The sequence below is a fragment of the Ancylobacter vacuolatus genome (assembly GCF_030813595.1).
Lineage (GTDB): Bacteria > Pseudomonadota > Alphaproteobacteria > Rhizobiales > Xanthobacteraceae > Ancylobacter > Ancylobacter vacuolatus.
Genome location: NZ_JAUSUH010000001.1, coordinates 621,327 through 648,037, shown reverse-complemented (window position 1 = coordinate 648,037; position 26,711 = coordinate 621,327). Strand labels below are relative to the sequence as shown.

Below are 26,711 nucleotides of genomic sequence, written 5' to 3'. Positions count from 1 at the left end.
GCTCACCTGATCGCAATCTGCCGCGCGCGGGTCAAGGCCACTCCGCTCAGGGCTCGTCGGCTTGTTCGTCCTGGACCTGCTGGCGGAAGGGGCCGAGTTCGCTCAGTTCGGCGCCGGCTTCGGCGACATAGCGGTGCTCGCGCTCCAGATAATGGGCGACGGCGGCGCGGAACTGCGGATCGGCGATATAGTGCGCCGAGCGGGTGATGACCGGCATGTAGCCCCGGGCCAGCTTGTGCTCGCCCTGCGCGCCGGCCTCGACCGTCGAAAGACGGTGGGCGATGGCGAAGTCTATGGCCTGATGGTAGCAGACCTCGAAATGCAGGAAGGGGTGATGCTCCACCGCACCCCAATGGCGGCCATAGAGCGTGTCCGAGCCGATGAAGTTGATAGCTCCGGCGATCCAGCGCCCGGCGCGCTTCGCCATCACCAGCAGGATGTGCTTGGACATACGCTCGCCGATGAGGGAGTAGAAGGCGCGGGTGAGATAGGGACGGCCCCATTTGCGCGTGCCGGTCTCGATGTAGAAGCCGTAGAAGGCGTCCCACACATCCTCGGTGAGGTCAGCTCCTGTGAGCCAATGGATGGTGACGTCGTTCTCCAGCGCCTCCCGCCTCTCGCGGCGGATCTGCTTGCGCTTGCGTGAGGCGAGGGCACTGAGGAAGGCTTCGAAATCGGCATAGCCCTCGTTGCGCCAGTGGAATTGCTGGTCGGTGCGCGGCAGGAACCTTCCGGCTTCCAGCGCCCCGGCATCCGCCTCGGTGAGGAAGGTGGCGTGCACCGAGGAGACCTTGCGCAGATTCGCCAATGCCACGAGCCCGCCCGCCAGCGCGGCGCGGATCGTTTCTGCCTGTGGCCCCGGGCCGGCCAGCAGGCGCGGGCCCGTGGCGGGGGTGAACGGAACGCTCACCTGCAGCTTGGGGTAATAGCGCCCGCCCGCCCGCTCCAAAGCCTCCGCCCAGCCATGGTCGAAGACGTATTCACCCTGCGAGTGGGACTTCAGATAGGCCGGGCAGACGCCCAGGACCTCGCCCTCTTCCCCCTCCAGGACAAGGTGCTGCGGCAGCCACCCCGTCGCCGCGCAGGCCGACCCGGATTCTTCCAGCGCGGAGAGGAAGGCGTGGCTGATGAAGGGATTATACGAGGTTTTTGAATCGGCGTGCGAAGCAGGGGCGCAGGCATCCCAGGCGTCGGCGGCGACCGATTGGATGTCGCTCTCGACGCGCAGGCGGAATGTTTCGTCGGACATGCGAAAGGGGCTCGCGGCGGAGGCTAGGCAGGCGTCGATCGGTGGAACTGATTCACAGCTCCTATCTCCATTGTGCGCCGCACACCGCGTCGGCGGAAGGCCGCTCACGCGATCGGGAAGCCGGCGCAGGTCAGGGCAGGAAGCCCTCGAAAATCATCTGGTCAGCATAGCGCGCCGCCACAGCACGGTCCTCCTCGGTCCGCACCGTCCAGGCGAGGAGGGGCAGGGTGGAGGCGGCCCGCACACGATCGACGGCGGCGGAGGGAAGTTCCTTCACATAATGGGCGATGAAGTCGGGCCTCGTCTGCGGGAGGTGACGCAGGTTGCCCCAGGCGTGCTTGGTCTCGGTGCTGAGGATATCCCATTCGGGGTCGTCGTAGAGATGCTCCATGGTGATCCCGCGGGGGATGTGCGGCGCCAAGGTCCGCACCGCCGCCACCAGCGCGGGATCGAAGGACATCAGCGCCGCCGGCCCGCCATAGCCAGCCAGCACCTGGACAGCGCGCGTGGCGACGGCGGTGTTGCCGTCGAAATGGCTCTTCATCTCGATGATGAGCGGCACCTGCCCGCCGACGCGGGCGAGCAGGTCGTCGAGCGTCATCATCCGGTCGGCGGTGCCGCGCATTTCGACTGCCTTGAGCTGCGCCGCGGTAAGTGCCTTTGCCGGCCCTTCCGCTCGCGTCAGCCGCTCCAGCGTGTCGTCGTGAAACACCATCGCCTCGCCATCGGCGGAGAGCTGGATGTCCACCTCGATAGCATAGTCGCGTGCCACCGCAGCATCGACCGCCGAGGGCGTATTCTCGATCACGCCGCGCGCGGCGTCATGCAGCGCGCGATGGGCGATCGGCCGGGCGGTGAGCCAGGCCGGTGCGTTGGGTGAGGGAGCATCAGCCGCCATCTGTGTGGCCTCAGACGAATTCGATCACGGCCTCGACTTCAACGCTGACATTGAACGGCAGCTGTGCGACGCCGACCGCCGAGCGCGCGTGCCGCCCGGCATCGCCGAACACCTCGACGAACAGGTCGGAACAGCCATTCACCACCTTGGGCTGGTCGGTGAAATCCGGCGCCGAATTGACGAAGCCAACCAGCTTCACCACCCGCTTCACCCGGTCGAGATCGCTAAGCGCCGCCTTAATCTGGGCAATGAGGTTGATGGCGCACTGGCGGGCGGCGGCGCGCCCGGCCTCGATGTCGGCCTCGCCCGAGAGCTTGCCGGTGATGAAGCTGCCATTGGCCATGGAAATCTGGCCGGAGATCCACAGAAGGTTGCCGCTGATGACGAAGGGCACATAATTCGCCGCAGGAGCGCTGGCCGCGGGGATTGTGATGCCGAGGGCCGCGAGCTTGGCCTCAACCGTTCCGGTCATGGGGATCTCCTGCTATCTTGAGCGCGCATGCCTGCTGGGCATGCGGTGGCGGCCAATGAGCGGCAACCGACCTGCAATTGCCATCTTCGATGGGTCATGTTTGGCGGATCAGTTCGCCATTCGCAAGCCGCGACTGACGTCTGCGAGGAGCCCTTTGCCTATGCCGTCCTCATGTTTTCCCCGCTTCGCCGTCGCGGCCCTTCTGCTCGGGGCGTCGGGCCTTCCGGCCATGGCAATTCAGCTGTCGCCGCACCGCGCTACCTATACGGTTTCGCTCGACGCCTCGAAGTCCGGAACCCGCATCAACGGCGCCGAGGGGCGGATTGTCTATGAGATGCGCGGCAGCGCGTGCGCCGGCTATTCGGTGCAACTGCGACAGGATACCGACCTCGCCACCGATGGGGGGCGGGTTAACAGTGCTGTGTCGACGGCCACCTGGGAGGATGGCGAGGGCAAATCCTATCGCTTCCGCGTCACCAACAGGCTCAATGGCGAGACATCAGAGGAAGCCGACGGCGTGGCCGAGCGCAAGGAGGGCGAGCTCTCGGTGACGGCGACCAAGCCGGAGGCGCGGACCGTCGTGCTCGGCAAGAATGTCCTGCTGCCGACCCAACACGTGTTGCGCCTCATCGGCAGCGCGGAAAGCGGCGAGTCGGTGTTGGAGGCGCCTGTCTTCGATGGGTCACCCGACGCCAAGAAGGTTTATGACACGCTGGCGGTCATCGGCCGCGAAACCCGCGACGCCAAGGGGCTGGAAGAGGCCGCCACGTCAGGCGATCTAGCCGGCCGGCCCCGCTTCCCTGTCACGATCAGCTATTACGAGCGCGGAGGCACCAGCGAGACGCCGGACTACGTCATTAGCTTCGACATGTTCGACAATGGCGTGAGCCGCAAGTTGAAGCTCGATTATGGCGAGTTCGCGCTGAACGGCACGCTCATTTCCTACGAGGCGCTGCCGAAAGAAGACTGCGCGAAATAGGTTTGGCGGTAGCCTCGCCGCCATCGGCCGCCGCGTTTGATGACGTTGGCGCCTGCTCATCGGGCCGGTTGCGGTGCGGCTGCTCGGGCTCGTGCCGGCGTGGCGCATCGAGGGCGATACCGCGGTCGATGATCTCCTTGCCGAACCGGGCGCGCAGCGCGTCGGTCGCCAGTTCCGCCAAGCCCCGCTTGGTGGCGGAGGTGTCGACGAGATCCGCCGGGTCGGCCAGCACCGGGTCGGCAAGTTCCGACACGCCGACCCCGATCAGCCGAAAGCGCCGCCCATCCGTTTCGCGGGCGAGCAATTCGCGGGCATGGTCGAAGATGCGGTGGGCGAGCCGCGTCGGGTCTTCCAGCGAGCGGGCGCGGGTGACAAGCCGGAAATCGGATGTCTTCAGCTTCAGCGTGACGGTGCGGCCGGCCAGTTCGGCAGCTTTCAGCCGGTCGGAGAGCTTGCGGGTGAGCCGGTAGAGTTCCTGTTCCAGCGTGCGGTAATCGGCAATGTCGGTGTCGAAGGTGGTTTCGGTCGAGACGCTCTTGGTCTCCCGCTCGGGGTTCACGGTGCGCGTATCGATGCCGCGTGCGAGACGCCATAGCCGCAGGCCCTCATTGCCGAATCGGCGGGCCAGCGCCGTCTCGTCCGCCGCCTGCAGGTCGGCGATGGTACGGTAGCCCTCGCGCCCCAGCCGCTCCTGCGTCGCCTTGCCGACGCCCCAGATCGCGCCGACGCTGCGCTCCGCGAGAAAGGCCATGGCCTCCTGCGTCCCTATCACGGCGAAGCCGCGCGGCTTGTCGAGTTCGGAGGCCATCTTGGCGAGGAATTTGTTGGGCGCGAGGCCAATCGAGATGGTCACGCCGATCTCCGTCTCAACGGCGCGCGCGAGCCGGGCCAGGGCCCGCGCCGGGCTTTCCCCGTGCAGAAGCTCGGTGCCGGCGAGGTCGAGAAAAGCTTCATCGATGGAAAGTGGCTCGACCAGCGGCGTCAGGCTTAAGAAGCGCTCGCGGATCTGGCGGCCGACCGCGACATATTTCGCCATGCTCGGCTTGATAACCACCGCTTCCGGGCAGAGGGCGAGGGCCTTGAACATCGGCATGGCCGAGCGCACGCCCTTCACGCGGGCGAGGTAGCAGGCGGTGGAGACCACGCCGCGCTTGCCGCCGCCGATGATGACCGGCACATCGCGCAGCGCCGGGTCGTCGCGCTTCTCCACCGAGGCGTAGAAGGCGTCGCAGTCGATATGCGCGACGTGCAACGTGTCGAGCTCGGCATGGCGTACAAGTCGCGGACTGCCGCAACGGGTGCAGCGACGCTCCTCACCGGCCTCGCTCAGGCAATCGCGGCAGAAGGCCGGCTGGCGCGCCATAGCCGTGCTCCGTTCGCTCCGCTCAGTCCTCGCCGATTTCGGCGTGAAACAAAATCTCGCGCGCCGCCACGACATGGCCCGGGTCGATCTCCGCCTCGCCAGCATAGGCGATGAGGAGTTCCTGATGGTTGATCAGATGATCGAGCAGCGCCACATGGAAGGCGGCCGAACCCACCGCCCCGCGCAGGTCGGCGGGCGACAGACCGCTTTCGGCGAGAAAGGGGCCGATGCGCTCAGGATCGCCGGCGAGATAGGCGAGGGCGCCGAGGGCGACCTGTCGGGCTGCCGAGATCTGCGTGGGGGAGCGTGAGTTGCGGGTCTTCATTTCCGGTTCCGTAAGGAATGGGTGGGTAAAGCTAGCGTATCGACCGGCGGATGGGCGAGCGATTCCGGCTCGCCAGAACGTGCCGTCGTCTCAGGGACCGTCGAGCAATGCCCAAGACCGTTCTGATCGTCGAGGACAATGAGCTCAACATGAAGCTCTTCAACGATCTGCTCGAAGCCCATGGCTATATCACGGTCGGCACCCGAAATGGCATCGAAGCCATGGACCTGGCGCGCAAGCACCGGCCGGACCTGATCCTGATGGACATCCAGCTTCCCGAGGTCTCTGGCCTCGATGTGACCCGCGCCCTCAAGGCCGATCCGGAGCTGAAGGCGATTCCCGTCATCGCCGTCACGGCCTTCGCCATGAAGGGCGACGAGGAGCGCATTCGCGAGGGGGGCTGCGAGGCCTATCTCTCCAAGCCGATCTCGGTGGCGAAATTCTTGGAGACGGTGCGCCAATTCGCCCCGGTGCCCTGAAAGGGCGGGCGAGGGGCAAGACGAGGCCTGCCACTCCGCCTGTGATTCCGCTGATAATCCCCGTTGCAATTGGCGCCGGTTCGGGTAGCCTGAATAAGGTATCCGTTTGCCCTGCGGAGTGCTCGGGTCCGCCGCATCTCCTGGGTCCGTAGGGTCTGGTCGGCGGGCGGTTGCTACGGATGGCCTCTCCGTTCACCGCTCGCCGATTCCAGATTCGCCCGACACGGATAAGTCTCCCGACTTCAGCCCAAGACAACTTATTCGCGCCAAAACGGCGCAGCCAAAAGAAAAGGCGCCTCGCGGCGCCTTTTGCATTTCGGGCTGGGCCCGTGCGGCGGTTCAGATCACTTGATCTTGCCTTCGCGGAACTCGACATGCTTGCGCGCAACCGGGTCGTACTTCTTCACGACCAGCTTGTCGGTCATGGTGCGCGAGTTCTTCTTGGTCACGTAAAAGAAGCCGGTGTCGGCGCTCGACACGAGCTTGATCTTGATGGTCGTTGCCTTGGCCATGACCGGGTCTCCTGGAGCGTGGCTCTCGAACGTGGTGGCGCCACGCCGAAGTAAACGGGTTCGCGCGGCAGATCCGCCGCTCGTTGCGCGTCCGTATCCGTGATCGGCGCGCGAATGTCAAGGAAGCGCGCTCAGCGATCGCGCCAAATCTGCCCGGCGACGACCAGCACATAGAGCAGAAGGAAGGCCCCGATCGCCCAGGCGAAACCGTGCGGATCCAGCAGCTGCATGCTGCCGCCCACCGCCGTGGGGCCCACGGTGAGGCCAATCGAGTAGAGCATCACGAAGGCCGCATTGGCGGTGGCGAGTGCCGCCCCGTTAAAGCGCGCGCCGAGCAGAGCGAGGCCGACCGTGTACAGGCCGGCGACGATTCCCGTGGTGAGAAATGCCGCGATCCACATCGCCCAACTGTCGATGGGGAGGTGGGGGATCAGAAAGGAGCCGAGAACGCCGATGATTCCACAGCCAAGCAGCAGCCGGCGACGGTCGACCCTGTCGCTCAGCAGGCCGAGCGGCAGTTGCAGGGCGACATTGCCGAGTTCGGCGACGGTGAGCAGAAGTGCCGCCTCGCCCGCGTCCAGCCCGCGCCGCAGGCCGTAAAGCGGCAGGAAATTGATCATCCCCGTTTCCACGGCACCGAAGATGAAGGCGGCGAGGGTGGCTGCCGGGGCGATCCGCATGAGCGTCCACACGCCGCCGCCGGAATGGTCCTCCTCGATGGCCGGCGCGCCGGCGGCGCCGATCAAGACAGGGATGCCGGCCAGCGCGAAGAAAGCGGCACCGCAGAGATAGGGCGCCCAGCCCTGCGTGCCGACGAGGCTGAGAATCGCCGGGCCTCCGGCGAAGCCCATCGAAAGCACGGTCCCGTAAATGCCGATGACCAGCCCGCGCCGGTGGTTTGGCGAGGCGGCGTTGATCCAGAACTCGCTGACCACGAACAGCACGCACAGTGCCGCCCCGAAGATGAAGCGGAGGGGAAACCACATTACGAAGGATGGGGTGATCCTGAACGCGAGCAGGCTTATGGCGGCGCTGAGGATGGCCGCCAGAAGCAGGGGGCCGGCGCCGATGCGGCGCACCAGCTTGGGCAGGAAGGGCGCCAGCGCGATGGTGGCGAGCCCGCCCACCGCCGTGTTGATGCCGATCCAGGTCGAGGAGATACCCCGGTCGTGCAACTCAAACGCGAGCAGCGGAATGGAGAGGGCGAGGCCGAGCCCCACCGCCGAAATGGCGGCGATGGCGGCCGCGATGGAGGCGACATTCACGGGAGGCGAGAGGGCGGGGGCATGCATGGCGGGCACCTGACGCCGGGCGGTTGTTTCCCGGATCGCTGCCTCTAGCTCATGGACGACAAAAGTCGAATGACTTTTGGCAATGATGTCATGCCGGGAATTGCTGGCGGGGTTCGCCTCTTACGCCAGCGTCTCGCGATAAACCCTTGCGCCGCGCGTGAAATAGAACGGCACCGGCTGCCATGGCCGGTGGCCGCCCTTCAGGCGCGGGGCGACCTCGGTAAGGATCGTCCGCGTGATGTCAGGCACGTCCGCCTGCAGCGCGTCGTTCAGCGTAAGCCATTGAGCGTCCACGAGTTCCGCCTCCGGCCCGATCACATTGTCGAGGCGATGGGCAACATGGGAAAGCTCCGCCATGAAGAAGCGTGTGTCGAAGCGGCGGGCGAGGCGGGGCGGGGTGATGGCGCGGGCGACGAAGGTCAGCGCCTCCAGATTGGGAAACAGCCCGGCCGCGCTAAAATCTTGCCAGGGTCCGGGAAAAGGGCCCGGCGCGCCGGCCTCGTTCGTGCCGATGAGCAGGCCGGTCTCTTCGCCGGTCTCGCGGATAGCGGCGAGCGCCAGCGCCCGGGCGCGGGTCGTGCTCGGGCGGGCGACACGGGCTAACAGCCTGCGTTCGCTCTCGGAATCGAGCATGCCATAAACCGGAACCTGCCGGTCCGCCGCGTCAACGCGCCCGCCGGGAAACACGAATTTCCCCGGCATGAAACGCAACGCGGGGTTGCGTCGCCCGAGCAGAACGCGCGGGATTCGCTTTGATCGGTCAACCAGAATCAGCGCGGCTGCGTCCACCGGGCGGACGAGCGGATGGCCCGCGTCGAGCCGTTCGCGCGGGAAATTCGGGGAGACATCGGTCGGTTTCATGAGTGCAGTGTGGTGGAGTGTCAGTGCAGTGAGGCCAATAGGGCCGATCAGGAGCGCTTGCCGGCGGGAACGGCATCGGACCGGTGACTGGGCGGCAGCGCCTCGCGCTCGGAATCGGTCGGGTCGAACCCGTGCATGTTCAGCGCCCATTGATAGGCGATGAGCGCCCCCTTCACCGGCGGCAGCAGCAGCAGCGACAGCAGTAGCGTCATCGGCAGCCAGATGATGAGGTGGATCCACACCGCCGGGTGCAGCGCCATCTCCACCGCCAGCAGCAGCGGCACGACGATATGGCCGACAATGGTGATGACCATGTAGGGCGGCGCGTCGTCGGCGCGGTGGTGCCACAGCTCCTCGCCGCAATTCGGGCAATGCTCGTTTACCTTGAGATAGGCGCCGAACATCGCGCCCTTGCCGCAGGCGGGGCAGCGCAGGCGCAGGCCGTTCATCATCGCCGGGCCAACCGGGCGGTGGGGCTGGTGGGAATGATCCTTCATGGCGGGGCGCCTCCGGCGCTATTTGCGCTTGCCGATGCGCTTGGGTCCATGGGGGCGCGACTCCGGCCGGCCATAGCGCCCGCGCGCACCACCGGGCCGGCGCTTGTCGGGCGTTACGTGCCTGCCCTCAGATAGTAGCTCGAACCGCAGCGCGCCAGCCACCGGCGCCGCTTCCACGAGCTTCACTTCGACGCGGTCGCCCAAGCGGTGCATCTCGCCCGTGCGCTCGCCGATGAGGGCGTGGCGCACCTCGTCATAGCGAAAATAGTCTTGGCCGAGGGTGACGGCGGGGATGAAGCCGTCCGCGCCGGTGTCGTTGAGGGCGACGAACAGCCCGGCCTTGGTGACGCCTGAGATGCGGGCCTTGAAGGTGGCGCCGATCTGCTCGGCCATATGGTGGGCGATCAGCCGGTCGATCGTCTCGCGCTCGGCGGCCATCGCCCGGCGCTCGCTGGCGGAAATGCGCGCCGCGATCTCCGCCAGCTGCTCGGGCGTCACGGTCTCCGGCAGGCCGTCCCGGCCGAGGCCCAGCGCCCGCACCAGCGCCCGGTGCACGATGAGATCGGCATAGCGGCGGATCGGCGAGGTGAAATGGGCGTAGCGCCGCAGATGCAGGCCGAAATGGCCGTAATTCTCGTTGGCATATTCCGCCTGCGCCTGGCTGCGCAGGATCACCTGGTTGACCAGCGGCGCCAGCTCCGAGCCGGCGACGCGGGCGAGGATGTCGTTGAACTGCGCCGGCCGCACCGCGTCGGTCTTCGGCAGCTTGATGTCGAGCGTCTGCAGAAAGTCGCGCAGGCCGGACATCTTCTCCAGCGAGGGCTGGTCGTGCACGCGGTAGATCAGCGGAATGTGCTTTTCTTCCAGCGTCTCGGCGGCGGCGACATTGGCGAGGATCATGAACTCTTCGATCAGCTTATGCGCGTCGAGCCGCTCCGGCACGATCACCCGGTCGACCGTGCCGTCGGGCTTCAGCAGGATCTTGCGCTCGGGCAAATCGAGGTCCAGCGGCGCGCGGGCGTCGCGGGCCTGCTTCACCGCGCCATAGGCGGCCCAGAGCGGGCGCAGCACGTCGTCCAGCAGCGGCGCTGTCGTCTCGTCGGTATGCCCGTCGATCGCCGCCTGCGCCTGCGCATAGGCCAGCTTGGCGGCCGAGCGCATCATGATGCGGTGGAAGGCATGGCGCTTCTTGCGGCCATTGGCGCCGATCACCATCCGCACCGCCAGCGCCGGGCGGTCCTCGTTCGGGCGCAGCGAGCACAGATCGTTGGAAATGCGCTCGGGCAGCATCGGCACGACGCGGTCGGGGAAATACACCGAATTGCCGCGCGCCAGTGCCTCGCGGTCGAGCCCGCTGCCGGGGCGGACATAGGCGGCGACATCGGCGATGGCGACGGTGACGATGAAGCCGCCCTCATTGTCCGGGTCGAGGTCCGCCGTCGCGTGCACGGCGTCGTCATGGTCCTTGGCGTCGGGCGGATCAATGGTGAGCAGCGGCAGCTCGCGCCAGTCCTCGCGCCCGGCCAGCGTGGCCGGGCGGGCCGCCTCCGCTTCCGCCAGCGCCTCGCGCCGGAAGACGCTGGGAATGCCATGGGCATGAATGGCGATGAGACTGATCGCCTTTTCCGTCGACACCGAGCCAAGGCGTTCCTTCACCTTGGCGGTGGGCAGGCCATAGGCGTGGTGGCGCACGATTTCGACCGAGACGAGGTCGCCCTCCTGCGCATCGCCGGCGAAGTCAGGCGGGATGGCGAGTTCGCGGCCCATATTGCGCTTGTCGATCGGAATCAGCCGGCCGCCCCCTTGGGCATCGCGGCGGTAGATGCCGAGAGTGAGGGCGCGGGCCTTCTCAAGCAGCTTGAGCACGACGCCATTGTGGCGGATCAGGCCGTCCGCCTCGGGGATTTCCTCGGTCTTCAGCAGCACACGGTCGCCGAGCGTGGGCGCGGGACCGGCCAGCCGTCCTCGACGGGCGAGGCGCACCAATATGCGTGGGGCCTCGCCATTCTCCTCCTCGTCCCAGTCCACCGGCGTGGCGATGAGTTCGCCATCCTCGTCGCGCTCGACGATTTCCGACATCACCACGGCGGGGAGGGCGCCGGGGAGGTGAATCTTGCGGCGCTTGGTTCCCAGCACGCCCTCATCGGCCAGTTCGCGCAGCAGCGCCTTGAGCGCGATGCGGTCGCCGCCGTCGAGGCCGAAGGCACGCGAAATGTCCCGCTTGCCGACATCGCCGCCATGCGCCGCGATGAACGCCATCAACTCCTCGCGACCAGGCAGCCCCCGGGTGAGGCCGGCGGGCAGGGTCGGACGGGCGGGCTTGCGCCCTTTGGCTTTTATTGGCTTACGCACGATTCACCGCGTGTGGGAGGGGCAGCCCAAGGCTAACGGCATCGACGCCCCGCGTCGACCGGGGCCGCCGCCTTCCCCATGGGCAGGCATGCGAGATGGCTTGCATTTCAGGCCTGATGGGACAAGTTTGCCGGCCTTTCGCGGCGCATCGAGGCGCCGATCTGGATTCTATACCATGGATGCCCGTTCGTCCGAGGCCGCCGACGCCCCGCTCTCCCATGCCGATATCCGCGTTATCGTGATTGGCGTCATGGTCGCGATGTTTCTGAGCGCGCTGGACCAGACCATCATCGCCACGGCGCTGCCGACCATCGGGGCGGGGTTTGGCGACCTCGAAAATCTCTCCTGGGTCGTCACCGCCTATCTGCTCACCGGCACCGCCATCACCCCGCTGGTCGGCAAGCTGGCGGATATTCACGGCCCGCGCCCAGTGCTGCTGGTGGCCATCGGCACCTTCCTCATCGGTTCGGTGCTGTGCGCCACCGCCCAGAGCATGCCTTGGCTGATCGTGGCGCGGGCGGTGCAGGGGCTAGGTGGCGGCGGGCTGATCGCCCTGGCGCAGACCATTATCGGCCTGCTGATCGCGCCGCGCGAGCGCGGCCGCTACCAGGGCTATTTCGCCATCGTCTTCATCACGTCGAGCATTTCCGGCCCGATCCTCGGCGGCTTCTTCGCCGAGCATCTGCACTGGTCGCTGATCTTCTGGATCAACGTGCCGCTCGGCCTCGTGGCGGCACTGATGAGCGACCGGGCGCTGCGGCGCCTGCCGGCGCACCACCATCCGCACCGGCTCGACATTCTCGGGGCGCTGCTGATGTGCGCGGGCACCGTCGCGCTGCTGATGGCGCTGAGCTGGGGCGGCACGCATTTCCCCTGGCTGTCGCTGCCGGTGTTCGGGCTTCTGGCCGCGGCGGTGCTGCTGTGGATCGGCTTCGCCTTTCGCGTGGCGACGGCGAGCGAGCCGCTGGTTCCGCTTGCGGTGCTGTCCAACCAGGTGGTGCGCACCGGCGTGCCCTCGGCCGCCTTCGCCATGGGGACGCTGGTCGGGCTCTCGATCCAGATGCCGCTTTATCTGGAAGGCGTGATGGGGCTGACGGCCTCGGAATCCGGCGTGGCGCTGATCCCGCTGATGGCCGGCGTCGTGGTCGGGGCGACCGGCGCCGGGCGGGTGATGGGGCATTTCACCCATTACAAGCGCCTGCCGATCGTCGGGCTGCTGGCGAGCATCGTTGCGCTGGGCGTATTGGCGCTGTGGCCGCTGGGGCTGCCGATCTATGCCGTCGGGGCGGCAATGGGCGTCGCCGGGATGGGCCTCGGCACCGTGCTGCCGGTCTCGACCGTCGCGATCCAGAACGCCGTGCCGCTGCCGCAGATGGGCACCGCCACCGGGGTGGTGAACCTGTTCCGTTCGCTCGGCGCGGCCGTGCTCACCGCCGGCTTCGGCGCCCTTGTCATCGGATTGTCCGGCATTGAGAGCAGCGCGCTGCTGGAGCGGCTGCTGGAGGGGCGGGCGCAGGTGGCCCCGCTCGCCGGCGCGTTCCGCTGGGTGTTCGTCGCGGCGGCCTGCTCGCTGCTGGTGTCGCTCATCGCCATGATCGCGATGGAAGAGCGCCCACTGCGCTCGGGCCACGCCCCGGCGCCCCTGCCGGAGTAATCCGGCGGGGGCGGGAAGCGGGCGCTCAGGCGCCCGCCGCCTTCTTCGCCGGGGCCTTCTTGGCCGCCGGCTTTTTCGCGGCGGGTTTTTTGGCAGCGGCCTTCTTGGCGGCGGGCTTCTTGGCCGCCGTCTCGCCATCGGCCGGCTTGGCCGCCGCCCGTCGCGCGGGCTTCGCCGGCATCGTGCCGGCCTTGGCGGTGATGAGCTCCACCGCCTGTTCCAGCGTCACCGCATCCTGCTCGATGCTCTTGGGCAGGGTGGCATTGACCTTGCCGTGGTTGACATAGGCGCCGAACCGCCCCGGGCGGACGGTGATCGGCCCGCCCAGCGTGGGATGCTCGCCCAGCTCGCGCCCGCCGACCGCGCCGCGCCGGCCGGGGCCCTTGCTCTGCTTGTCGGCGATCAGCGCCACCGCGCGGTTGAGGCCGATGGCGAGGATGTCGTCGCCCGGCTCGATATTGGCGTAGGTCTTGCCGGTCTGGACATAGGGGCCGAAGCGGCCGATGCCGGCAAGGATCGGCGCGCCGGTCTCGGGATGAAGCCCGATCTCGCGCGGCAGCGAGAGCAGCGACAGTGCGGTGTCGAGATCGACATCGGCGGGCGCCAGCCCCTTGGGCAGGCTGGAGCGCTTGGGCTTCTCGCCGTCCTTGGCCTCGCCGAGCTGGAGATAGGTGCCGAAGCGGCCGGCGCGGATCGTCACCTCCAGCCCGGAGGCCGGATCGGTGCCAAGCACGCGGGTGCCATTGGCCTCGCCGCCATTCTCATCATCGCCACCCTGCGCCGCCAGCGGGCGGGTGTATTTGCACTCGGGATAGTTCGAGCAGCCGATGAAGGCGCCGAACTTGCCGACCTTCAGCGACAGCCGGCCGGTACCGCAGGTGGGGCAGATGCGCGGATCGGCGCCGTCTTCCCGGGGCGGGAAGATATGCGCGGTCAGCATGCCGTCCAGCGCCGAGATGACGTCGGAGACGCGCAGTTCCTTGGTCTCGCCCACCGCAGCCGTGAAGTCGCGCCAGAAGTCCCGCAGCACGTCCTTCCACTGCAGCTCGCCATTGGAGATGCGGTCGAGCTTCTCTTCCAGGTCGGCCGTGAAGTCGTATTCGACATAGCGGTCGAAGAAGCTCTCCAGGAAGGCGGTGACGAGGCGTCCCTTGTCCTCCGGCACCAGCCGGCGCTTGTCGAGCTTCACATATTCACGGTCGCGCAGCACGGCGAGAACGGAAGCATAGGTCGAGGGGCGGCCGATGCCGAGCTCTTCCATGCGCTTGACCAGCGAGGCCTCGGAATAGCGCGGCGGCGGCTCGGTGAAGTGCTGGTCGGCCTTGATGCCCCTATTGGCGAGCGCCTCGCCCGACGACATGGCCGGCAGCCGGCGGCTCTCCTCGTCCTCTTCGTCATCGTCGCTGCTCTCGCGATAGACGGTGAGGAAGCCGTCGAACTTCACCACGGTGCCGGTGGCGCGCAGCTCAAGCGCGCGGCCGGCGGCAGCGGCCTCGATATCGACGGTGGTGCGCTCCAGCTCGGCCGATTCCATCTGGCTGGCGATGGTGCGCAGCCAGATCAGCTCATAGAGCTTGGCCTGGTCGGGCTCCAGCTGGCGGGCGACATCGCGCGGCCGGCGCGCGAGTTCGGTTGGGCGGATCGCCTCGTGGGCTTCCTGCGCGTTCTTCGCCTTGGCGGTGTATTTGCGCGGGGCGGAAGGCACGTAGCGGTCGCCATATTCGCGGCCGATCACGGTGCGCGCCTCGGCGACTGCTTCCGGCGCCATGTCGACGCCGTCGGTTCGCATATAGGTGATGAGGCCGACGGTTTCGCCGCCGACATCGATACCCTCATAGAGCCGCTGCGCGATCCGCATGGTGATGGCCGGCGCGAAGCCGAGCTTGCGGCTCGCCTCCTGCTGCAGGGTCGAGGTGGTGAAGGGCGGCGAGGGATGCCGGCGGGCGGGCTTGGCCTCGACGGAACGCACCTTGAAATCGGCGCGCTCCAGCGCGGCGCGGAAATCCTTGGCTTCCGCTTCGGTGCCCACGTCCAGCCGGGTGATCTTCTTGCCGTCGGCACCGACCAGACGGGCCTCGAACGTCTCGTTGCGCGGCGTCGCCAGCTGGGCGGCGATCGACCAGTATTCGCGCTTGACGAAGGTTTCGATCTCGCGCTCGCGGTCGCAGACGAGGCGCAGCGCCACCGACTGCACGCGGCCAGCCGAACGGGCGCCGGGCAGTTTGCGCCACAGCACCGGCGACAGGGTGAAGCCGACGAGATAGTCGAGCGCCCGGCGGGCGAGATAAGCGTCGACCAGCGCGGCGTCGATGATGCGCGGATGCTTCATCGCCTCCAGCACCGACTGCTTGGTGATGGCGTTGAACACCACGCGCGAAACCGGCTGGTCCTTGAGCGCCCGCTTTTCCTTCAGCACTTCCAGCACGTGCCAGGAAATCGCCTCGCCTTCGCGATCCGGATCGGTGGCGAGGATAAGACCATCCGCCCCCTTCACCGCCTTGGCGATATCGGAGAGCCGTTTCTGCGCCTTGGGATCGACATCCCAGAGCATGCGGAAATCATCGTCGGGATTGACGGAACCGTCCTTGGCCGGAAGGTCGCGTACGTGCCCATACGAGGCGTAAACCTCGTAGCCCGATCCGAGATATTTATTGATCGTCTTCGCCTTTGCAGGCGATTCGACGATGACGACCTGCATGTGCGCGCCACGTCCGTTGAGGGTCCAGCCCGAAGAGGCGGGAAAATGGGGTAGTGGCCCCGGTGTGTCAAATGGCAAGCAGGACCCGTGCCGCCGACCACGCCGTCTGGGAGCGGCGACGGCCCCGATGCGAGAGGGTTTCCGGCCGCCTGGCCGACAAAGCGGAGCGCGCCGCGTATCGAAATACAGCTAGTAGTCGTATTTATTTCAATAATGCACGCAATGATCGTGACAGGCGCCGCGTCTGTGGTACTTTTTTGGCGCTGGCCATTCAGCAACGGACGCCTGACGTGACTGACAATGATTGCGTGCGTGCGCCTGAGAAGGACACGGCCGATTACATCGCCACCCTCGCCCACGAGCTGGCCGACATGGCGGCCAAAAGCCGCTTGGACGTGCTGCGCTATCTCTTGGAAATGGCGCGCGACGAAGCGCGGTCGGTGGTGCGGGCCGAGCCGGACGCGCCTGAAGGCGGCTGAAATGGCGCCGGCCTTTCCGCCACAAGCTGAGCGGGTGAAATCCTCATCCTCTCTCGCGCACGTCCGGTGAAAGCCAGTTCACCATACGTCCGCCAGCTTCTTTTTTTTTACGCAAGTTCTTCACGCGAACCGGAACCCGTTTCGCTCGAGAAGGCTCTAGACGAGCAGCGAGACGCTGCCGTCGCGGTGGCGCTCCAGCCGGCCGGCCAGTTCCAGTTCGAGCAGCAGAATCTGCACGTCGCTGACCCGGGCTCCCGACAGGACGACGAGTTCGTCGACCTGCAGCGGCGACGGGCCGAGAAGGGTCAGGATCTGCGCCCGCATGTCGTCGCTCGGTTCGCCGGCATCCAATGCCAGCGTATCTTCTTCGACCGCCAGAGGCGGCGGCCGGTCGCGCAGTAGGGCGAGCGCTTCCAGCACGTCCTCGGCGCCCGTCACCAGCGCGGCACCCTGCTTGATCAACCCATTGGTGCCGCCCGCCCGTGGATCGAGCGGCGAGCCGGGCACGGCGAGCACCTCGCGGCCCTGCTCGGCGGCGAGGCGGGCGGTGATCAGCGAGCCGGAGCGCTCGGCCGCCTCGACCACGACGACGCCGAGCGACACGCCGGAGACCAGCCGGTTGCGGCGGGGAAAGTCGCGGGCGCGGGGCTCCCAACCCATCGGCATTTCCGAGAGGATGACGCCTTGCTCGGCGATGGCCTCCATCAGCGCCACATTCTCGCGCGGATAAGGCCGGTCATGCCCGCCGGCGATCACGGCAATCGTGCCGGTGCCGAGGCTCGCCGCATGGGCGGCGGCGTCGACACCGCGCGCCAGACCCGAGGCGATGACCCAGCCGGCGGCACCCAGGCCGCGCGCCATTCGGGCGGTGATGGTGAGCCCGGCGCCGGAGGCGTTCCTGGCGCCGACAATGGCCACGGTCGGCAGGGCCAGCAACTCGCCGCGGCCCCGCAGGGCGAGGAGGGGCGGGGCGTCGTCGATCTGGCGCAGCAGGGCGGGATAGTCGCTCTCGCCGAGCGCGATGAAACGGCCGCCCATGCGGGCCAGCGCCTCGATCTCGGCATCGGCTTCGGCGATGCTGGGAACGCGCGGGGCGAGCAGCCCGCCGCCCCGCCGGGCGAGAGCGGGAAGCGCGTCAAGCGCGGCGGCGGCCCCGCCGAATCGGTTGATCAGGCTGCGAAAGGCGCGCGGGCCGACATTCTCGGTCCGGATCAGGCGGAGCCAGTCGCGGCGCTGTTCCGGATCGAGTTGAACGCCGCGCCCGCCCAAGCGCTATCCCTTCTTGCCGATGCGCCCTTCCGTTCCATCCAGCAGGCGGCGGATATTGGCCCGGTGCATGAACCACAGCAGGGTGGCCAGGATCGCCAGCAGCCCGCCGGTCTGCGGCGAGCCGAGCAGGAAGGCGGCGAGCACGGTGAACACGCTCGCCACCAGCGCGGCGAGGGAGGAGTAGCGGGTCACGAAAGCCACCGCCAGCCAGGCGGCGGCGAACACCAGCGCAGCCGGCCAGGCCAGCGCCAGCGTCACGCCGAGAAAGGTCGCGACACCTTTGCCGCCCTTGAAGCCGAGCCAGACCGGGAACAGATGCCCGAGAAAGGCGCCCAGCGCCGCCAGCAGCGCCGCCTCCGGGCCGAGTAGTGCGCCGGCCAGCAGCACGGCGAGCGTGCCCTTCAGCGCATCGCCCAGCAGGGTCGCGGCGGCAAGGCCCTTGCGGCCGGTGCGCAGCACATTGGTGGCGCCGATATTGCCGGAGCCGATGCTGCGAATGTCTTGCGTGCCGGCGAGCCGGGTCACGATCAGGCCGAAGGGAATCGAGCCGAGCGCATAGCCCAGCAATAGCGCGGCAAAGCTCAACAAGGGGGGCAGGGACCAGTTCATGCCTGCGACCTTACAGACTTCCCGGGGATTGCACAGATGGGCGCGCGCGCTCGGTTACGTTCGTCACACGTATTCATAAACGGTGCGGCCGGCGACCAGCGTCCGCACCACCCGGCCCTCGAAGCGCGCCTCGTCGAACGGCGTGTTGCGGCAGCGCGACTTCAGGGTGAGCGGATCGAGAATCCAGGCCTCGTCAAGCGCGAGCAGGGCGATGTCGGCGCGCGCGCCGGGCCGCAGCGTCCCGCCCGGCAGGCCAAGGCGTTCCGCCGGCCGGGTGGACATGGCGCGGATCAGCGTCATCAGATCGAGCATGCCCGAGGTGACGAGGCGCAGGCCGGCGGCGAGCATGGTCTCCAGTCCCACCGCACCGAAGGCGGCCTCGGAGAAGGGCAGGCGCTTGACCTCGACATCCTGCGGGTTGTGGTCGGAGACGATGATGTCGATCAGCCCCTCGGCGACGCCCTGCACCAGCGCGATCCGGTCCTCCTCGGCGCGCAGCGGCGGGGTCAGCTTGAAGAAGGTGCGGTAGCCGACCACGTCGCGCTCATTGAGCGTGAGGTGGTTGATCGACGCCGAGGCGGTGACGTCGATGCCGGCATCCTTGGCCCGGCGCAGCACCTCCAGCGAATCGGCGCAGGTCAGCGAGGCCGCGTGGTAGCGCCCGCCGGTGATGGCGGCGAGCCGCACGTCGCGCTCGAAAATGATGGTTTCCGCCGCTTTGGAGAGGCCGGCGAGGCCGAGCCGGGAGGCGAGTTCGCCTTCATTCATAACGCCTTCGCCGGCGAGGCTCGCATCCTGGGTGTGGTGGACGATCAGCGCGCCGAAGTCGCGGCCATAGGTCAGCGCGCGGCGCAGCACCTGCGCCGAGCCGATGGAGCGGGTGCCGTCGGTGAAGGCGACCGCGCCGGCGGCGCCGAGCAGGCCGATCTCGGTCATCTCGCGGCCTTCGAGCCCCTTGGTGAGGGCGGCCATCGGATGGACATTGACGATGGCGGTGTCGCGCGCCCGGCGCAGGATGAAGTCGACGATCGCCGGATCGTCGATCACGGGGTCGGTGTCAGGCTGGCAGATGATGGTGGTGACGCCGCCCGCCGCCGCCGCCTGGCTGGCCGAGGCCAGCGTCTCGCGGTGCTCGGCGCCCGGCTCGCCGATGAAGGCGCGCATGTCGACCAGGCCCGGAATCGCCACGAGCTGGCGGCAGTCGACGATCTCGGTATCAGGCGGCAGGCCGGCTGAAAGGTTGGGTGCGATGTCCTTGATGACGCCGTCGGCGATCAGGATGTCGCCTGTCGTGTCGAGGTCGCGCGAGGGGTCGATGAGGCGCGCCCGGGAGAGCAGGATGGGACGGGTCTCATGCATTGGGAAGGTTCCGCGAGAGAGCGTCCAGCACGGCCATGCGGACGGCGACGCCCATCTCGACCTGTTCGCGGATGAGCGACTGGGCGCCGTCGGCGACTGCCGAATCAATCTCGACGCCGCGATTCATCGGGCCGGGATGCATCACCAGCGCGTCGGGCTTGGCGAAGCGCAGCTTGGCCTCGTCCAGCCCCCAGAAATGGAAATACTCTTTCACCGAAGGCACATAGGAGCCGTTCATGCGTTCGCGCTGCAGCCGCAGCATCATGACGATATCGACATCGGCCAGCCCGGTTCGCATGTCGCCATAGACCGAGACGCCGAAGCGCTCGATGCCTTTGGGCAGCAGGGTCGGCGGGGCGATGACCCGCACCTGCGCGCCCAGTGCCTGAAGCAGCAGGATGTTGGAGCGAGCGACGCGCGAATGGGTGATGTCGCCGCAGATGGCGACGGTGAGGCCCTGGATGCGGCCCTTGTTGCGGCGGATGGTGAGGGCGTCGAGCAGCGCCTGGGTCGGGTGCTCATGGGCGCCGTCGCCGGCATTGACCACCGCGCAATCGACCTTGCGGGCCAGCAGCTCCACCGCGCCCGACGCGCTGTGGCGCACGATCAGCACATCCGGGTGCATGGCGTTCAGCGTCGCCGCGGTGTCGATGAGCGTCTCGCCCTTCTTCACCGAGGAGGTGCTCACCGACATGTTCATCACATCGGCGCCGAGCCGCTTGCCGGCGATCTCGAACGAGGCCTGGGTGCGGGTCGAGGCCTCGAAGAACAGGTTGATTTGCGTGCGCCCGCGCAGGGTTGCCCGTTTCTTCTCCACCTGGCGGTTGAGAAGCACGAACTCTTCGGCGAGGTCCAAAAGGCCGACGATCTCGTCGGGCGACAGGCCCTCGATGCCGAGCAGGTGCCGGCGATTGAGGGCGAAACTGGCGGTCGGGTTCGATGTCATATCGAAGTCGGCTGGATAGAGGCCGCGAGGGCCCACGGCAAGAGATTTAGCGCCCGTGTGCGATTTTCCCTCACAGAAGCGCCACCGCAGCGATGACAAGCGGCATGGTGACGGCGGCCAGAAGCGTCTGCACGGTGAGGATTTCCGCCAGAAGCGGGGCGTCGCCGCCCATCTGCCGGGCGAGCACATAGCCGTTGGGGGCGGAGGGGACGGCGGTGCTGACGGCGACGACGAGCAGATCCACCTCGCGCAGGCCCAGCATCAGGCCAATGCCAACGCCAAGAGCGGGCAGCACTGCCAGCTTAACCAGGCAGGTGAACCAGGTCGCGAGACGCGGGCGGCGCAGATCCCCCAGCCGCAGGCCGGCGCCCACGACCAGCAGGCCGAGCGCCAGCGAGGAGCGGCCGAGAATGTCGCCGAAGGTGAGCAGCACCGGCGGCACCGGCAGGTGCAGCGCGTTGATCAGCGCCCCGGCGGCGCAGGACCAGATGAACGGGTTGCGCAAAATCTGCAGCACCAGCAGGCGATTGCTGGTGGCACCGTTCTCGCCATGGCGGGCCAGCACGATGACGCTGAGTGTGTTGAGCACCGGAATCATCACCGCCAGCCCAACGGCGGCCACCGCCAGCCCGCGCGGGCCGGCGAGCGAGCCGGAGATGGCGAGGACGATATAGGTGTTCCAGCGCAGGGCGCCCTGGAACACCGAGGTGTAGCTGGGACCGGCAAGGCGGAAGGCGCGGCTAATCGTGGGGCGGAGCAGGGTGAGTAGGAGGCCGACAAGGGCAATGGCGCCCAGCAGCGCCGTCGACACCTCCAGCACCGCCACCTCGCCCAGATCCGCCCGGGCGATACTCACCACCAGCAAGGCGGGAAACAGGATGAAATACGTCAGCCGCTCCAGCGCGATCCAGTGCGAGGCCTCGGGCAGCAGGCCGCGCTTGAGCACCGCGCCCAGCGCGATGATGAGAAAGACCGGCACCAGCGCGCCGAGTACAGCGGACATGTCAGCCCGGCTCCCTGGGACGTATCAGCCGTTGCCGGCGATGAAGCGCAGCCGATCCAGCGCGCCCTGCAGGATGAAGGCGGCGGCCTGCTGGTCCACCACCTCGGCGCGGCGGGCGCGGCTCATGTCCATGGCGATCATGTCGCGCTCGACGGCGGCTGTGGAGAGGCGCTCGTCCCACAGGATGATCGGCAGTTCGGTCAGCCGGGCGAGATTGCGGGCGAAGGCGCGCGAGGACTGCGCGCGCGGCCCCTCGCTGCCATCCATGTTGACAGGCAGGCCGAGAACGATGCCCACCGCGCCGCGCGCCGTGCCCAGCGCCAGGATGCGCGCCGCATCCGGGGTGAACTGCTTGCGGGCGATGGTCTCGACCGGGGCAGCGAGCCGCCGGTCGGGATCGGAGGAGGCGACGCCGATGGTCTTGGTGCCGAGATCGAGGCCGATGAGCCCGCCACGGGCGGGCAGGAGCGGGGCGGCGTCGGTGACGGTGAGGATGGAGGCGGCCATGTGGCCTCGCCTAGCATGGCCACGGGCCCGGCGCCATCGCTGGTCCGGCCGAACCGGGGTTGTGCGGCGGCGCGCCTGCCCTATGTTCCCCGGCGCTCCCCTGCAAATGAATGAGGATCGGCGATGAAGATCACCTGGTTCGGCCATGCGGCGTTTCGGCTCGATTTTGCTGGCACGGCGGTGCTGATCGACCCCTTCCTGACCGGCAATCCGGCTTTTTCAGGCGATTTCGGCGACGCGACGGCGGATGTTTCGCATGTGCTGCTGACCCACGGCCATGCCGACCATGTCGGCGACAGCGTGGCGATCGCGCGGGCCAATGAGGCGACGGTGGTCGCCAATGCGGACCTCGCCGGCTGGCTCGGCCAGCAGGGCGTCGCCAAGCTGGAGCCGATGAACACCGGCGGCACGGTGCATTTCGACGGCTTCACCGTGAGCCTGGTGCGGGCGGACCATTCCTCCGGCATGATGGAGGACGGCCGGACCGTCTATCTCGGCAATGCCAACGGCATCATCGTCAAGGCGCCGGGCGAGCCGACCGTCTGGCACATGGGCGATACCGATATTTTTTCCGACATGGGCCTGATCGCCGAGCTGCACAAGCCTGATGTGGTGATCGTGCCGATCGGCGACCGCTTCACCATGGGGCCGGAACTGGCGGCGGTGGCGGTGTCGCGCTATCTCAGTGGCCTCTCCATTATCCCGGCGCACTACGCCTCCTTCGGGCTGCTGGAGCCCGGTGCCGAGCGATTCGTCGCGCTGGTGGGCGAGGAGGCGACGGTGGTGGTGCCTGACAAGGGCGTGCCGGTGGGCTTCTCGCGCGGCTGAGCCGGCCGGCCTGCCGCGGCCGGCCCGGTTCAGGCGGCGTCGCGGCTGTCGAGCGCGGCGAGGCCGGCGCGCACCGCCACCATCTGGCGCACCAGCGCCATGGCGACGAAGTGCTCCATCGCCTCAATCAGCGCCGGCTGCGGCAGCACGCCCGGCCCGCGCGCGCCCTGTTCCTCCACCCGCCGCACCAGCCCCGCCTCGGCGGCCTCCTGGACGATGCCGACGACATGCGAGCGGGAAATGCGGAACGAGCGCGCCAGCTGCGAGATCGACAGCGGCTGGCCGGTGAGCCCGATGCCGAACAGGGCAAGGGCGATCAGCAGGCCGCCGTCCCGCTCGGCGAACTGGCCGATGGCGGGAATGTCGAAGGAGGGCCGCCATCCGGCGCGGAGCGGTTCCAGCAGGGTGCGGACGAAGGCGGTGAGGAAGACCGGATCGTCGAGATGGCGCAGGCCCCGCTCGCCTTCCTCGGGCACGACGAGCGCAAGGGTGTTGAGCATGGTCCGCCAGCGCTCGCGGTGGATCGACATCAGCTTGTCGGTCACCACCAGCCGGCGGCGGCGGCCGTCGGAATCCGGCGCCGGCGCGATCATGCCGAACACCCGGAACGCCGCGAGGATGGCGCCAACCCGGCCCGGGCTGCACACGTCGAGCGCGACCGCTTCCGCCTTCAGCCGGCCGGTGGTCAGGCCGGGCGCGTCGGGCGCTTCGAAATGCATGTCCAGAAGCAGCAGGGAGAGGACGAAGCGGCCGCGATCGTTCAGCAGCCGGGTCAGCAGCACATTGCCGCGATAGGCGTCGCTGAGATTGATCGCCGCCTGCCGCGCGATCCAGGGAAAGTCGGGCCGGGTGAGCAGCCGGGCGCGTTCCTGCGATTCGCCGGGCATCAGAGCGTCAAACCGCCGGGGGTTGGAATCGCCGGTCTGGACCGTTGCTGCATTTCGCCCAACCATTCTTCTCATCGAGGCCTTTCGTTGCGACCAATAATCGACATTGCCGGGCGCCACAAACCGCCCAATGTAGCGTCCGGATCCCCTTGCGGGGGCCAGAACAGGACAAGATCGAAATGAGCCTCCAATCTCGCGTCTTCCCGCTTGCGCGCCGCCTCGTGCCGGCCGCCTTCTGCGGCGGGCTGCTGGTCGCTCTCGCCGTGGGCAGCTCCGCCCCCGCCGACGCAGCCGTCATCTATTGCACCGGACCGGGCATTCCGGTCGGATGCGTGGTTCGCCCGACTCCCTATGTCGCGCCGGCTGCCCGGGCGACCGTCTACTGCACGCGCCCCGGCTTTCCCGCCGGCTGCACCGCTGGCGCCAATGCCAATGCCCGCGCCATCGCTCGCCCCGGTCCGGGCGTCAATGTGAATGGCGGCGTCAACCGCGCAGGCGTGCGCTAAACCCTATTCTACCATGGAGTCGATCATGATGCTTCGTTCCTTTGCTCGCGTCGGCGGGCTTTCCACGGCCGCCTGCGCCGCGCTCGTTCTGCTGGCCGGCGGCGTGGCCCGCGCCGACCAGGCGGCGGGCAATGCTTGCGCCGCCTCGCTCACCGCCGATGGCAAGGCGATCTACGCGGCTGTGATGGCGGCCGGCGACAGCGGTGACCTGCGCACCATCGTCACCGACACCACCAAGTCGCTGGCCATGTCCGGCCAGATCGACCGCGGCAATGCCCGCTCCAACGCTCAGGCCGCCGGCCAGTGCCTGGAGCAGGCGCGCTCGTGACAGGAGCCGGCCGGCCGCAGCAGCGGCCGGTTGAAGCCTGAGATCGGCGCGCAAGCCGGCCGCGACGGCGGTCGGCGAAAGCCTGAGACAGACTCGCAAGCCGGCCGCAACAGCGGCCGGTTCAAGCCTGAGATTGGCGCGCCGGCCGGCATCCGATCCCCGCCATTGATGTGGCGAGCGTAGCGCCGCGCGTTGCGGGGCGCGGTGCGTGCCTGCTATAGGGCGCGCATCGGTTTCAGTGGATTGGGATTTCGGATGTCGGTCGATCAGGCGACGGTCCGGCGGGTGGCGCATCTGGCGCGCATCGCCGTGACAGAGGACGAGGTGGCCCACCTCCAGGGCGAGCTGAACGCCATCCTCGCCTTCGTGGAGCAACTCGGCGAGGTCGACACCGATGGCGTCGAGCCGATGACCAGCGTCATCCCGATGACCCTGCCGCTGCGGGCGGATGTGGTGAGCGACGGCTTCTATGCCGAGCGGGTGCTCGCCAACGCCCCAGCCTCCGAGGACGGCTTCTTCGCCGTCCCGAAAGTGGTGGAGTGAGCGAGATGAGCACCTCCTCGCGCCACGAACTCACCCGCCTCACCCTCACCGCCGCCCATGAAGGGCTGAGCGAGGGGCATTTCACCGCCACCGAGCTGACGCAGGCCTATCTCGGCGCGATCGAGGCGGCGGGCGATCTCAACGCCTATGTGCTGACCACGCCGGAAAAGGCGCTTGATATGGCCAAGGCCAGCGATGCCCGCTACGCCGCCGGCACGGCCGGGCCGCTGGAAGGCATTCCGCTCGGCATCAAGGACATGTTCGCCACCGAGGGCGTGCGGACCACGGCGTGCTCGAACATTTTGAAGAACTTCGTCCCGCCCTATGAATCGACCGTCACCTCCCGGCTGTGGAAGGATGGCGCGGTGCTGCTGGGCAAGCTGAACCAGGACGAGTTCGCCATGGGCTCCTCCACCGAATCGAGCGCCTTCGGCGCCGCGGTGAACCCCTGGCGGCGCACCGGCTCGGCGCAGCCCCTCGTGCCGGGCGGCTCCTCCGGCGGCTCGGCGGCGGCGGTGGCGGCGCAGATCTGCGCCGGGGCGGCGGGCACCGACACGGGCGGCTCGATCCGCCAGCCGGCGGCCTTCACCGGCACGGTCGGCATCAAGCCGACCTATGGCCGCTGCTCGCGCTGGGGCGTCGTCGCCTACGCCTCCTCGCTCGACCAGGCCGGGCCGATCGCCCGCTCGGTGAACGATGCCGCGCTGCTGCTGCGCTCCATGGCTGGCCACGACCCCAAGGATTCCACCAGCGTCGACATGGCCGTGCCCGATTACGAGGCGGCGGTGGGTGCCTCGGTGAAGGGCAAGCGAATCGGCATTCCCCGCGAATACCGCGTCGATGGCATGTCGCCGGAGATCGCCGCGCTATGGGACAAGGGCGCCGCCATGCTGCGCGAGGCCGGCGCGGAGATCGTCGACATCAGCCTGCCGCACACCAAATATGCGCTGCCGGCCTATTACATCGTGGCGCTGGCCGAGGCCTCCTCCAACCTCGCCCGCTATGATGGCGTGCGCTATGGCGAGCGTGTGCCGGGCCGCGACATCGTTGAGATGTATGAGAAGACCCGCGCGAGCGGCTTCGGCGACGAGGTGCGCCGGCGCGTCATGGTCGGCACCTATGTGCTCTCGGCCGGCTATTACGACGCCTATTACCTCAAGGCGCAGAAGGTCCGCACGCTGATCAAGCGCGACTTCGAGACCGTCTTTGCCGAGGGCATCGACGCGGTGCTGGCGCCGGCCACGCCCTCGCCCGCCTTCGGCATCGGCGAGAAGTCGGGCGCCGACCCGGTGGAGATGTATCTGCAGGACGTGTTCACGGTGACGCTGAACATGGCCGGCCTGCCGGGCATCGCGGTGCCGGCGGGGCTGTCCTCCGAGGGGCTGCCGCTCGGCCTGCAGCTGATCGGCCGGCCGTTCGGCGAGGAGGGGCTGTTCTCGCTCGGCCAGGTGATCGAGGAGGCCGCCGGCCGCTTCGAGGTCACCGACCGCTGGTGGGAGTGAGCCGATGCCGCGCCTGCCCGCCAATGAGCGCTCGCTCGCGCCCTTCCGGGCCGAGATCGATGCCATCGACGCCGAGATCGTCGAGCTGCTGGCCCGGCGCTTCGAGGTGGTCAAGCACGTCATCGCGGTGAAGAAGGTGGAGGGCCTCGCCGCCTTCCTGCCCGAGCGGGTGGAAGACGTGATCGACAAGGTCAGCGCCCATGCCGAAACCAAGGGCGTGCCGCCGGAGCTGGTGGAAAAGCTCTGGCGCCAGCTGATCGACTGGGTGATCGCCTACGAGAATGAGCGGCTGGGCTAGATCATTTCACTGTTTC

28 protein-coding genes are annotated in these 26,711 nt (G+C 68.0%); 10 read left to right on the top strand and 18 right to left on the bottom strand.

Features of this window, described 5'->3' with window-relative positions; all coding sequences use genetic code 11:
- Positions 1-46 precede the first annotated feature (46 nt).
- The 3 genes from J2S76_RS03075 to J2S76_RS03065 all read right to left on the bottom strand — a co-directional run bounded on the left by J2S76_RS03075 (position 47) and on the right by J2S76_RS03065 (position 2,619).
- Positions 47-1,249 carry a GNAT family N-acetyltransferase gene (locus tag J2S76_RS03075; RefSeq protein WP_307057404.1) on the bottom strand — a complete coding sequence of 401 codons (1,203 nt, stop codon included), beginning with the start codon at positions 1,247-1,249 and terminating at the stop codon, positions 47-49.
- A 130-nt stretch (positions 1,250-1,379) separates the two neighbouring features.
- Positions 1,380-2,147: a glycerophosphodiester phosphodiesterase family protein gene (locus J2S76_RS03070; RefSeq protein WP_307057402.1), complete on the bottom strand. Its 768-nt coding sequence runs from the start codon at positions 2,145-2,147 to the stop codon at positions 1,380-1,382.
- 10 nt (positions 2,148-2,157) lie between these two features.
- The gene (locus J2S76_RS03065) at positions 2,158-2,619 is read right to left on the bottom strand and encodes a RidA family protein (RefSeq protein WP_307057399.1); all 462 of its coding nucleotides are present in this window, start codon (positions 2,617-2,619) and stop codon (positions 2,158-2,160) included.
- Positions 2,620-2,674: 55 nt separating this feature from the next.
- On the opposite strand from J2S76_RS03065, the gene J2S76_RS03060 reads away from it, so the two are divergent.
- Entirely contained in the window at positions 2,675-3,598 is a 924-nt protein-coding gene (locus J2S76_RS03060) for a cell envelope integrity EipB family protein (RefSeq protein ID WP_307057397.1), read from the top strand.
- On the opposite strand, the gene J2S76_RS03055 is transcribed toward J2S76_RS03060, so the two are convergent.
- Positions 3,555-4,961 (bottom strand): DNA polymerase IV, encoded by a 1,407-nt coding sequence (locus J2S76_RS03055; protein WP_307057395.1) that lies wholly within the window; start codon positions 4,959-4,961, stop codon positions 3,555-3,557. The genes J2S76_RS03060 and J2S76_RS03055 overlap by 44 nt on opposite strands.
- A 22-nt stretch (positions 4,962-4,983) precedes the next feature.
- Positions 4,984-5,286, bottom strand: a complete 303-nt coding sequence (locus tag J2S76_RS03050; RefSeq protein ID WP_307057394.1) for a DUF3572 domain-containing protein — start codon at positions 5,284-5,286, stop codon at positions 4,984-4,986.
- Between the two features lie 107 nt (positions 5,287-5,393).
- Between J2S76_RS03050 and J2S76_RS03045 the strand changes: the two genes are divergently transcribed.
- Positions 5,394-5,765 carry a response regulator gene (locus tag J2S76_RS03045; protein WP_018390657.1) on the top strand — a complete coding sequence of 124 codons (372 nt, stop codon included), beginning with the start codon at positions 5,394-5,396 and terminating at the stop codon, positions 5,763-5,765.
- A 344-nt stretch (positions 5,766-6,109) separates the two neighbouring features.
- Here J2S76_RS03045 and rpmG read toward each other — a convergent pair whose 3' ends face one another.
- From rpmG to rnr, 5 genes are all read right to left on the bottom strand, one after another.
- Positions 6,110-6,277, bottom strand: a complete 168-nt coding sequence (rpmG, locus tag J2S76_RS03040) for a 50S ribosomal protein L33 (RefSeq protein ID WP_018390658.1) — start codon at positions 6,275-6,277, stop codon at positions 6,110-6,112.
- 131 nt (positions 6,278-6,408) lie between these two features.
- Complete coding sequence (locus J2S76_RS03035; RefSeq protein WP_307057391.1) at positions 6,409-7,569, bottom strand: MFS transporter; 1,161 nt, start codon at positions 7,567-7,569, stop codon at positions 6,409-6,411.
- A 120-nt stretch (positions 7,570-7,689) separates the two neighbouring features.
- On the bottom strand, positions 7,690-8,430 hold the full coding sequence (locus J2S76_RS03030) for an NUDIX hydrolase (protein WP_307057389.1): 741 nt from the start codon (positions 8,428-8,430) through the stop codon (positions 7,690-7,692).
- A gap of 47 nt (positions 8,431-8,477) precedes the next feature.
- Positions 8,478-8,927 (bottom strand): DUF983 domain-containing protein, encoded by a 450-nt coding sequence (locus J2S76_RS03025; RefSeq protein ID WP_307057387.1) that lies wholly within the window; start codon positions 8,925-8,927, stop codon positions 8,478-8,480.
- Between the two features lie 18 nt (positions 8,928-8,945).
- Complete coding sequence (gene rnr, locus J2S76_RS03020) at positions 8,946-11,186, bottom strand: ribonuclease R (protein ID WP_370874681.1); 2,241 nt, start codon at positions 11,184-11,186, stop codon at positions 8,946-8,948.
- Positions 11,187-11,454: 268 nt separating this feature from the next.
- Between rnr and J2S76_RS03015 the strand changes: the two genes are divergently transcribed.
- Positions 11,455-12,933, top strand: a complete 1,479-nt coding sequence (locus J2S76_RS03015; protein WP_307057385.1) for an MDR family MFS transporter — start codon at positions 11,455-11,457, stop codon at positions 12,931-12,933.
- Between the two features lie 25 nt (positions 12,934-12,958).
- On the opposite strand, the gene topA is transcribed toward J2S76_RS03015, so the two are convergent.
- Positions 12,959-15,631: a type I DNA topoisomerase gene (gene topA / locus J2S76_RS03010; protein WP_307057383.1), complete on the bottom strand. Its 2,673-nt coding sequence runs from the start codon at positions 15,629-15,631 to the stop codon at positions 12,959-12,961.
- Between the two features lie 71 nt (positions 15,632-15,702).
- On the opposite strand from topA, the gene J2S76_RS03005 reads away from it, so the two are divergent.
- Positions 15,703-16,110: a hypothetical protein gene (locus J2S76_RS03005; protein ID WP_307057381.1), complete on the top strand. Its 408-nt coding sequence runs from the start codon at positions 15,703-15,705 to the stop codon at positions 16,108-16,110.
- 156 nt (positions 16,111-16,266) lie between these two features.
- Here J2S76_RS03005 and dprA read toward each other — a convergent pair whose 3' ends face one another.
- The 6 genes from dprA to ruvX all read right to left on the bottom strand — a co-directional run bounded on the left by dprA (position 16,267) and on the right by ruvX (position 21,803).
- The gene (gene dprA / locus J2S76_RS03000; protein WP_307057379.1) at positions 16,267-17,379 is read right to left on the bottom strand and encodes a DNA-processing protein DprA; all 1,113 of its coding nucleotides are present in this window, start codon (positions 17,377-17,379) and stop codon (positions 16,267-16,269) included.
- A 3-nt stretch (positions 17,380-17,382) separates the two neighbouring features.
- On the bottom strand, positions 17,383-17,988 hold the full coding sequence (gene plsY / locus J2S76_RS02995) for a glycerol-3-phosphate 1-O-acyltransferase PlsY (protein ID WP_307057378.1): 606 nt from the start codon (positions 17,986-17,988) through the stop codon (positions 17,383-17,385).
- Between the two features lie 63 nt (positions 17,989-18,051).
- A complete protein-coding gene (locus J2S76_RS02990) occupies positions 18,052-19,347 on the bottom strand; it encodes a dihydroorotase (protein WP_307057376.1) in 1,296 nt (431 codons plus the stop codon).
- Positions 19,340-20,293, bottom strand: coding sequence for an aspartate carbamoyltransferase catalytic subunit (locus tag J2S76_RS02985; RefSeq protein WP_307057374.1), 954 nt, complete (start codon positions 20,291-20,293; stop codon positions 19,340-19,342). The genes J2S76_RS02990 and J2S76_RS02985 overlap by 8 nt, the downstream gene beginning before the upstream one ends.
- A gap of 70 nt (positions 20,294-20,363) precedes the next feature.
- Positions 20,364-21,296, bottom strand: a complete 933-nt coding sequence (locus J2S76_RS02980; protein WP_307057372.1) for an AEC family transporter — start codon at positions 21,294-21,296, stop codon at positions 20,364-20,366.
- 24 nt (positions 21,297-21,320) lie between these two features.
- The gene (gene ruvX / locus J2S76_RS02975) at positions 21,321-21,803 is read right to left on the bottom strand and encodes a Holliday junction resolvase RuvX (RefSeq protein WP_307057370.1); all 483 of its coding nucleotides are present in this window, start codon (positions 21,801-21,803) and stop codon (positions 21,321-21,323) included.
- A gap of 123 nt (positions 21,804-21,926) precedes the next feature.
- On the opposite strand from ruvX, the gene J2S76_RS02970 reads away from it, so the two are divergent.
- Complete coding sequence (locus J2S76_RS02970) at positions 21,927-22,631, top strand: metal-dependent hydrolase (RefSeq protein ID WP_307057368.1); 705 nt, start codon at positions 21,927-21,929, stop codon at positions 22,629-22,631.
- A 29-nt stretch (positions 22,632-22,660) separates the two neighbouring features.
- Here the strand turns inward: J2S76_RS02970 and J2S76_RS02965 are convergent, their stop codons facing one another.
- Positions 22,661-23,518: a helix-turn-helix domain-containing protein gene (locus J2S76_RS02965; RefSeq protein ID WP_307057365.1), complete on the bottom strand. Its 858-nt coding sequence runs from the start codon at positions 23,516-23,518 to the stop codon at positions 22,661-22,663.
- 179 nt (positions 23,519-23,697) lie between these two features.
- On the opposite strand from J2S76_RS02965, the gene J2S76_RS02960 reads away from it, so the two are divergent.
- The 5 genes from J2S76_RS02960 to J2S76_RS02940 all read left to right on the top strand — a co-directional run bounded on the left by J2S76_RS02960 (position 23,698) and on the right by J2S76_RS02940 (position 26,695).
- On the top strand, positions 23,698-24,024 hold the full coding sequence (locus J2S76_RS02960; RefSeq protein WP_307057363.1) for a hypothetical protein: 327 nt from the start codon (positions 23,698-23,700) through the stop codon (positions 24,022-24,024).
- Between the two features lie 25 nt (positions 24,025-24,049).
- Positions 24,050-24,352: a hypothetical protein gene (locus J2S76_RS02955; protein WP_307057361.1), complete on the top strand. Its 303-nt coding sequence runs from the start codon at positions 24,050-24,052 to the stop codon at positions 24,350-24,352.
- 255 nt (positions 24,353-24,607) lie between these two features.
- A complete protein-coding gene (gene gatC, locus J2S76_RS02950) occupies positions 24,608-24,895 on the top strand; it encodes an Asp-tRNA(Asn)/Glu-tRNA(Gln) amidotransferase subunit GatC (protein WP_307057359.1) in 288 nt (95 codons plus the stop codon).
- A 5-nt stretch (positions 24,896-24,900) separates the two neighbouring features.
- Entirely contained in the window at positions 24,901-26,397 is a 1,497-nt protein-coding gene (gene gatA, locus J2S76_RS02945; protein ID WP_307057357.1) for an Asp-tRNA(Asn)/Glu-tRNA(Gln) amidotransferase subunit GatA, read from the top strand.
- Between the two features lie 4 nt (positions 26,398-26,401).
- Positions 26,402-26,695 carry a chorismate mutase gene (locus tag J2S76_RS02940; protein WP_018390678.1) on the top strand — a complete coding sequence of 98 codons (294 nt, stop codon included), beginning with the start codon at positions 26,402-26,404 and terminating at the stop codon, positions 26,693-26,695.
- Positions 26,696-26,711: the final 16 nt, after the last annotated feature.

What these genes read in the sequence shown, in the direction of transcription:
- J2S76_RS03075 (WP_307057404.1), bottom strand. Translation starts at nt 1,249, where the DNA reads ATGTCCGACGAAACATTCCGCCTGCGCGTCGAGAGCGACATCCAATCG.
- J2S76_RS03070 (WP_307057402.1), bottom strand. Translation starts at nt 2,147, where the DNA reads ATGGCGGCTGATGCTCCCTCACCCAACGCACCGGCCTGGCTCACCGCC.
- J2S76_RS03065 (WP_307057399.1), bottom strand. Translation starts at nt 2,619, where the DNA reads ATGACCGGAACGGTTGAGGCCAAGCTCGCGGCCCTCGGCATCACAATC.
- J2S76_RS03060 (WP_307057397.1), top strand. Translation starts at nt 2,675, where the DNA reads ATGAGCGGCAACCGACCTGCAATTGCCATCTTCGATGGGTCATGTTTG.
- J2S76_RS03055 (WP_307057395.1), bottom strand. Translation starts at nt 4,961, where the DNA reads ATGGCGCGCCAGCCGGCCTTCTGCCGCGATTGCCTGAGCGAGGCCGGT.
- J2S76_RS03050 (WP_307057394.1), bottom strand. Translation starts at nt 5,286, where the DNA reads ATGAAGACCCGCAACTCACGCTCCCCCACGCAGATCTCGGCAGCCCGA.
- J2S76_RS03045 (WP_018390657.1), top strand. Translation starts at nt 5,394, where the DNA reads ATGCCCAAGACCGTTCTGATCGTCGAGGACAATGAGCTCAACATGAAG.
- rpmG (WP_018390658.1), bottom strand. Translation starts at nt 6,277, where the DNA reads ATGGCCAAGGCAACGACCATCAAGATCAAGCTCGTGTCGAGCGCCGAC.
- J2S76_RS03035 (WP_307057391.1), bottom strand. Translation starts at nt 7,569, where the DNA reads ATGCATGCCCCCGCCCTCTCGCCTCCCGTGAATGTCGCCTCCATCGCG.
- J2S76_RS03030 (WP_307057389.1), bottom strand. Translation starts at nt 8,430, where the DNA reads ATGAAACCGACCGATGTCTCCCCGAATTTCCCGCGCGAACGGCTCGAC.
- J2S76_RS03025 (WP_307057387.1), bottom strand. Translation starts at nt 8,927, where the DNA reads ATGAAGGATCATTCCCACCAGCCCCACCGCCCGGTTGGCCCGGCGATG.
- rnr (WP_370874681.1), bottom strand. Translation starts at nt 11,186, where the DNA reads ATGGCGTTCATCGCGGCGCATGGCGGCGATGTCGGCAAGCGGGACATT.
- J2S76_RS03015 (WP_307057385.1), top strand. Translation starts at nt 11,455, where the DNA reads ATGGATGCCCGTTCGTCCGAGGCCGCCGACGCCCCGCTCTCCCATGCC.
- topA (WP_307057383.1), bottom strand. Translation starts at nt 15,631, where the DNA reads ATGCAGGTCGTCATCGTCGAATCGCCTGCAAAGGCGAAGACGATCAAT.
- J2S76_RS03005 (WP_307057381.1), top strand. Translation starts at nt 15,703, where the DNA reads ATGGCAAGCAGGACCCGTGCCGCCGACCACGCCGTCTGGGAGCGGCGA.
- plsY (WP_307057378.1), bottom strand. Translation starts at nt 17,988, where the DNA reads ATGAACTGGTCCCTGCCCCCCTTGTTGAGCTTTGCCGCGCTATTGCTG.
- J2S76_RS02990 (WP_307057376.1), bottom strand. Translation starts at nt 19,347, where the DNA reads ATGCATGAGACCCGTCCCATCCTGCTCTCCCGGGCGCGCCTCATCGAC.
- J2S76_RS02985 (WP_307057374.1), bottom strand. Translation starts at nt 20,293, where the DNA reads ATGACATCGAACCCGACCGCCAGTTTCGCCCTCAATCGCCGGCACCTG.
- J2S76_RS02980 (WP_307057372.1), bottom strand. Translation starts at nt 21,296, where the DNA reads ATGTCCGCTGTACTCGGCGCGCTGGTGCCGGTCTTTCTCATCATCGCG.
- ruvX (WP_307057370.1), bottom strand. Translation starts at nt 21,803, where the DNA reads ATGGCCGCCTCCATCCTCACCGTCACCGACGCCGCCCCGCTCCTGCCC.
- J2S76_RS02970 (WP_307057368.1), top strand. Translation starts at nt 21,927, where the DNA reads ATGAAGATCACCTGGTTCGGCCATGCGGCGTTTCGGCTCGATTTTGCT.
- J2S76_RS02965 (WP_307057365.1), bottom strand. Translation starts at nt 23,518, where the DNA reads ATGCCCGGCGAATCGCAGGAACGCGCCCGGCTGCTCACCCGGCCCGAC.
- J2S76_RS02960 (WP_307057363.1), top strand. Translation starts at nt 23,698, where the DNA reads ATGAGCCTCCAATCTCGCGTCTTCCCGCTTGCGCGCCGCCTCGTGCCG.
- J2S76_RS02955 (WP_307057361.1), top strand. Translation starts at nt 24,050, where the DNA reads ATGATGCTTCGTTCCTTTGCTCGCGTCGGCGGGCTTTCCACGGCCGCC.
- gatC (WP_307057359.1), top strand. Translation starts at nt 24,608, where the DNA reads ATGTCGGTCGATCAGGCGACGGTCCGGCGGGTGGCGCATCTGGCGCGC.
- gatA (WP_307057357.1), top strand. Translation starts at nt 24,901, where the DNA reads ATGAGCACCTCCTCGCGCCACGAACTCACCCGCCTCACCCTCACCGCC.
- J2S76_RS02940 (WP_018390678.1), top strand. Translation starts at nt 26,402, where the DNA reads ATGCCGCGCCTGCCCGCCAATGAGCGCTCGCTCGCGCCCTTCCGGGCC.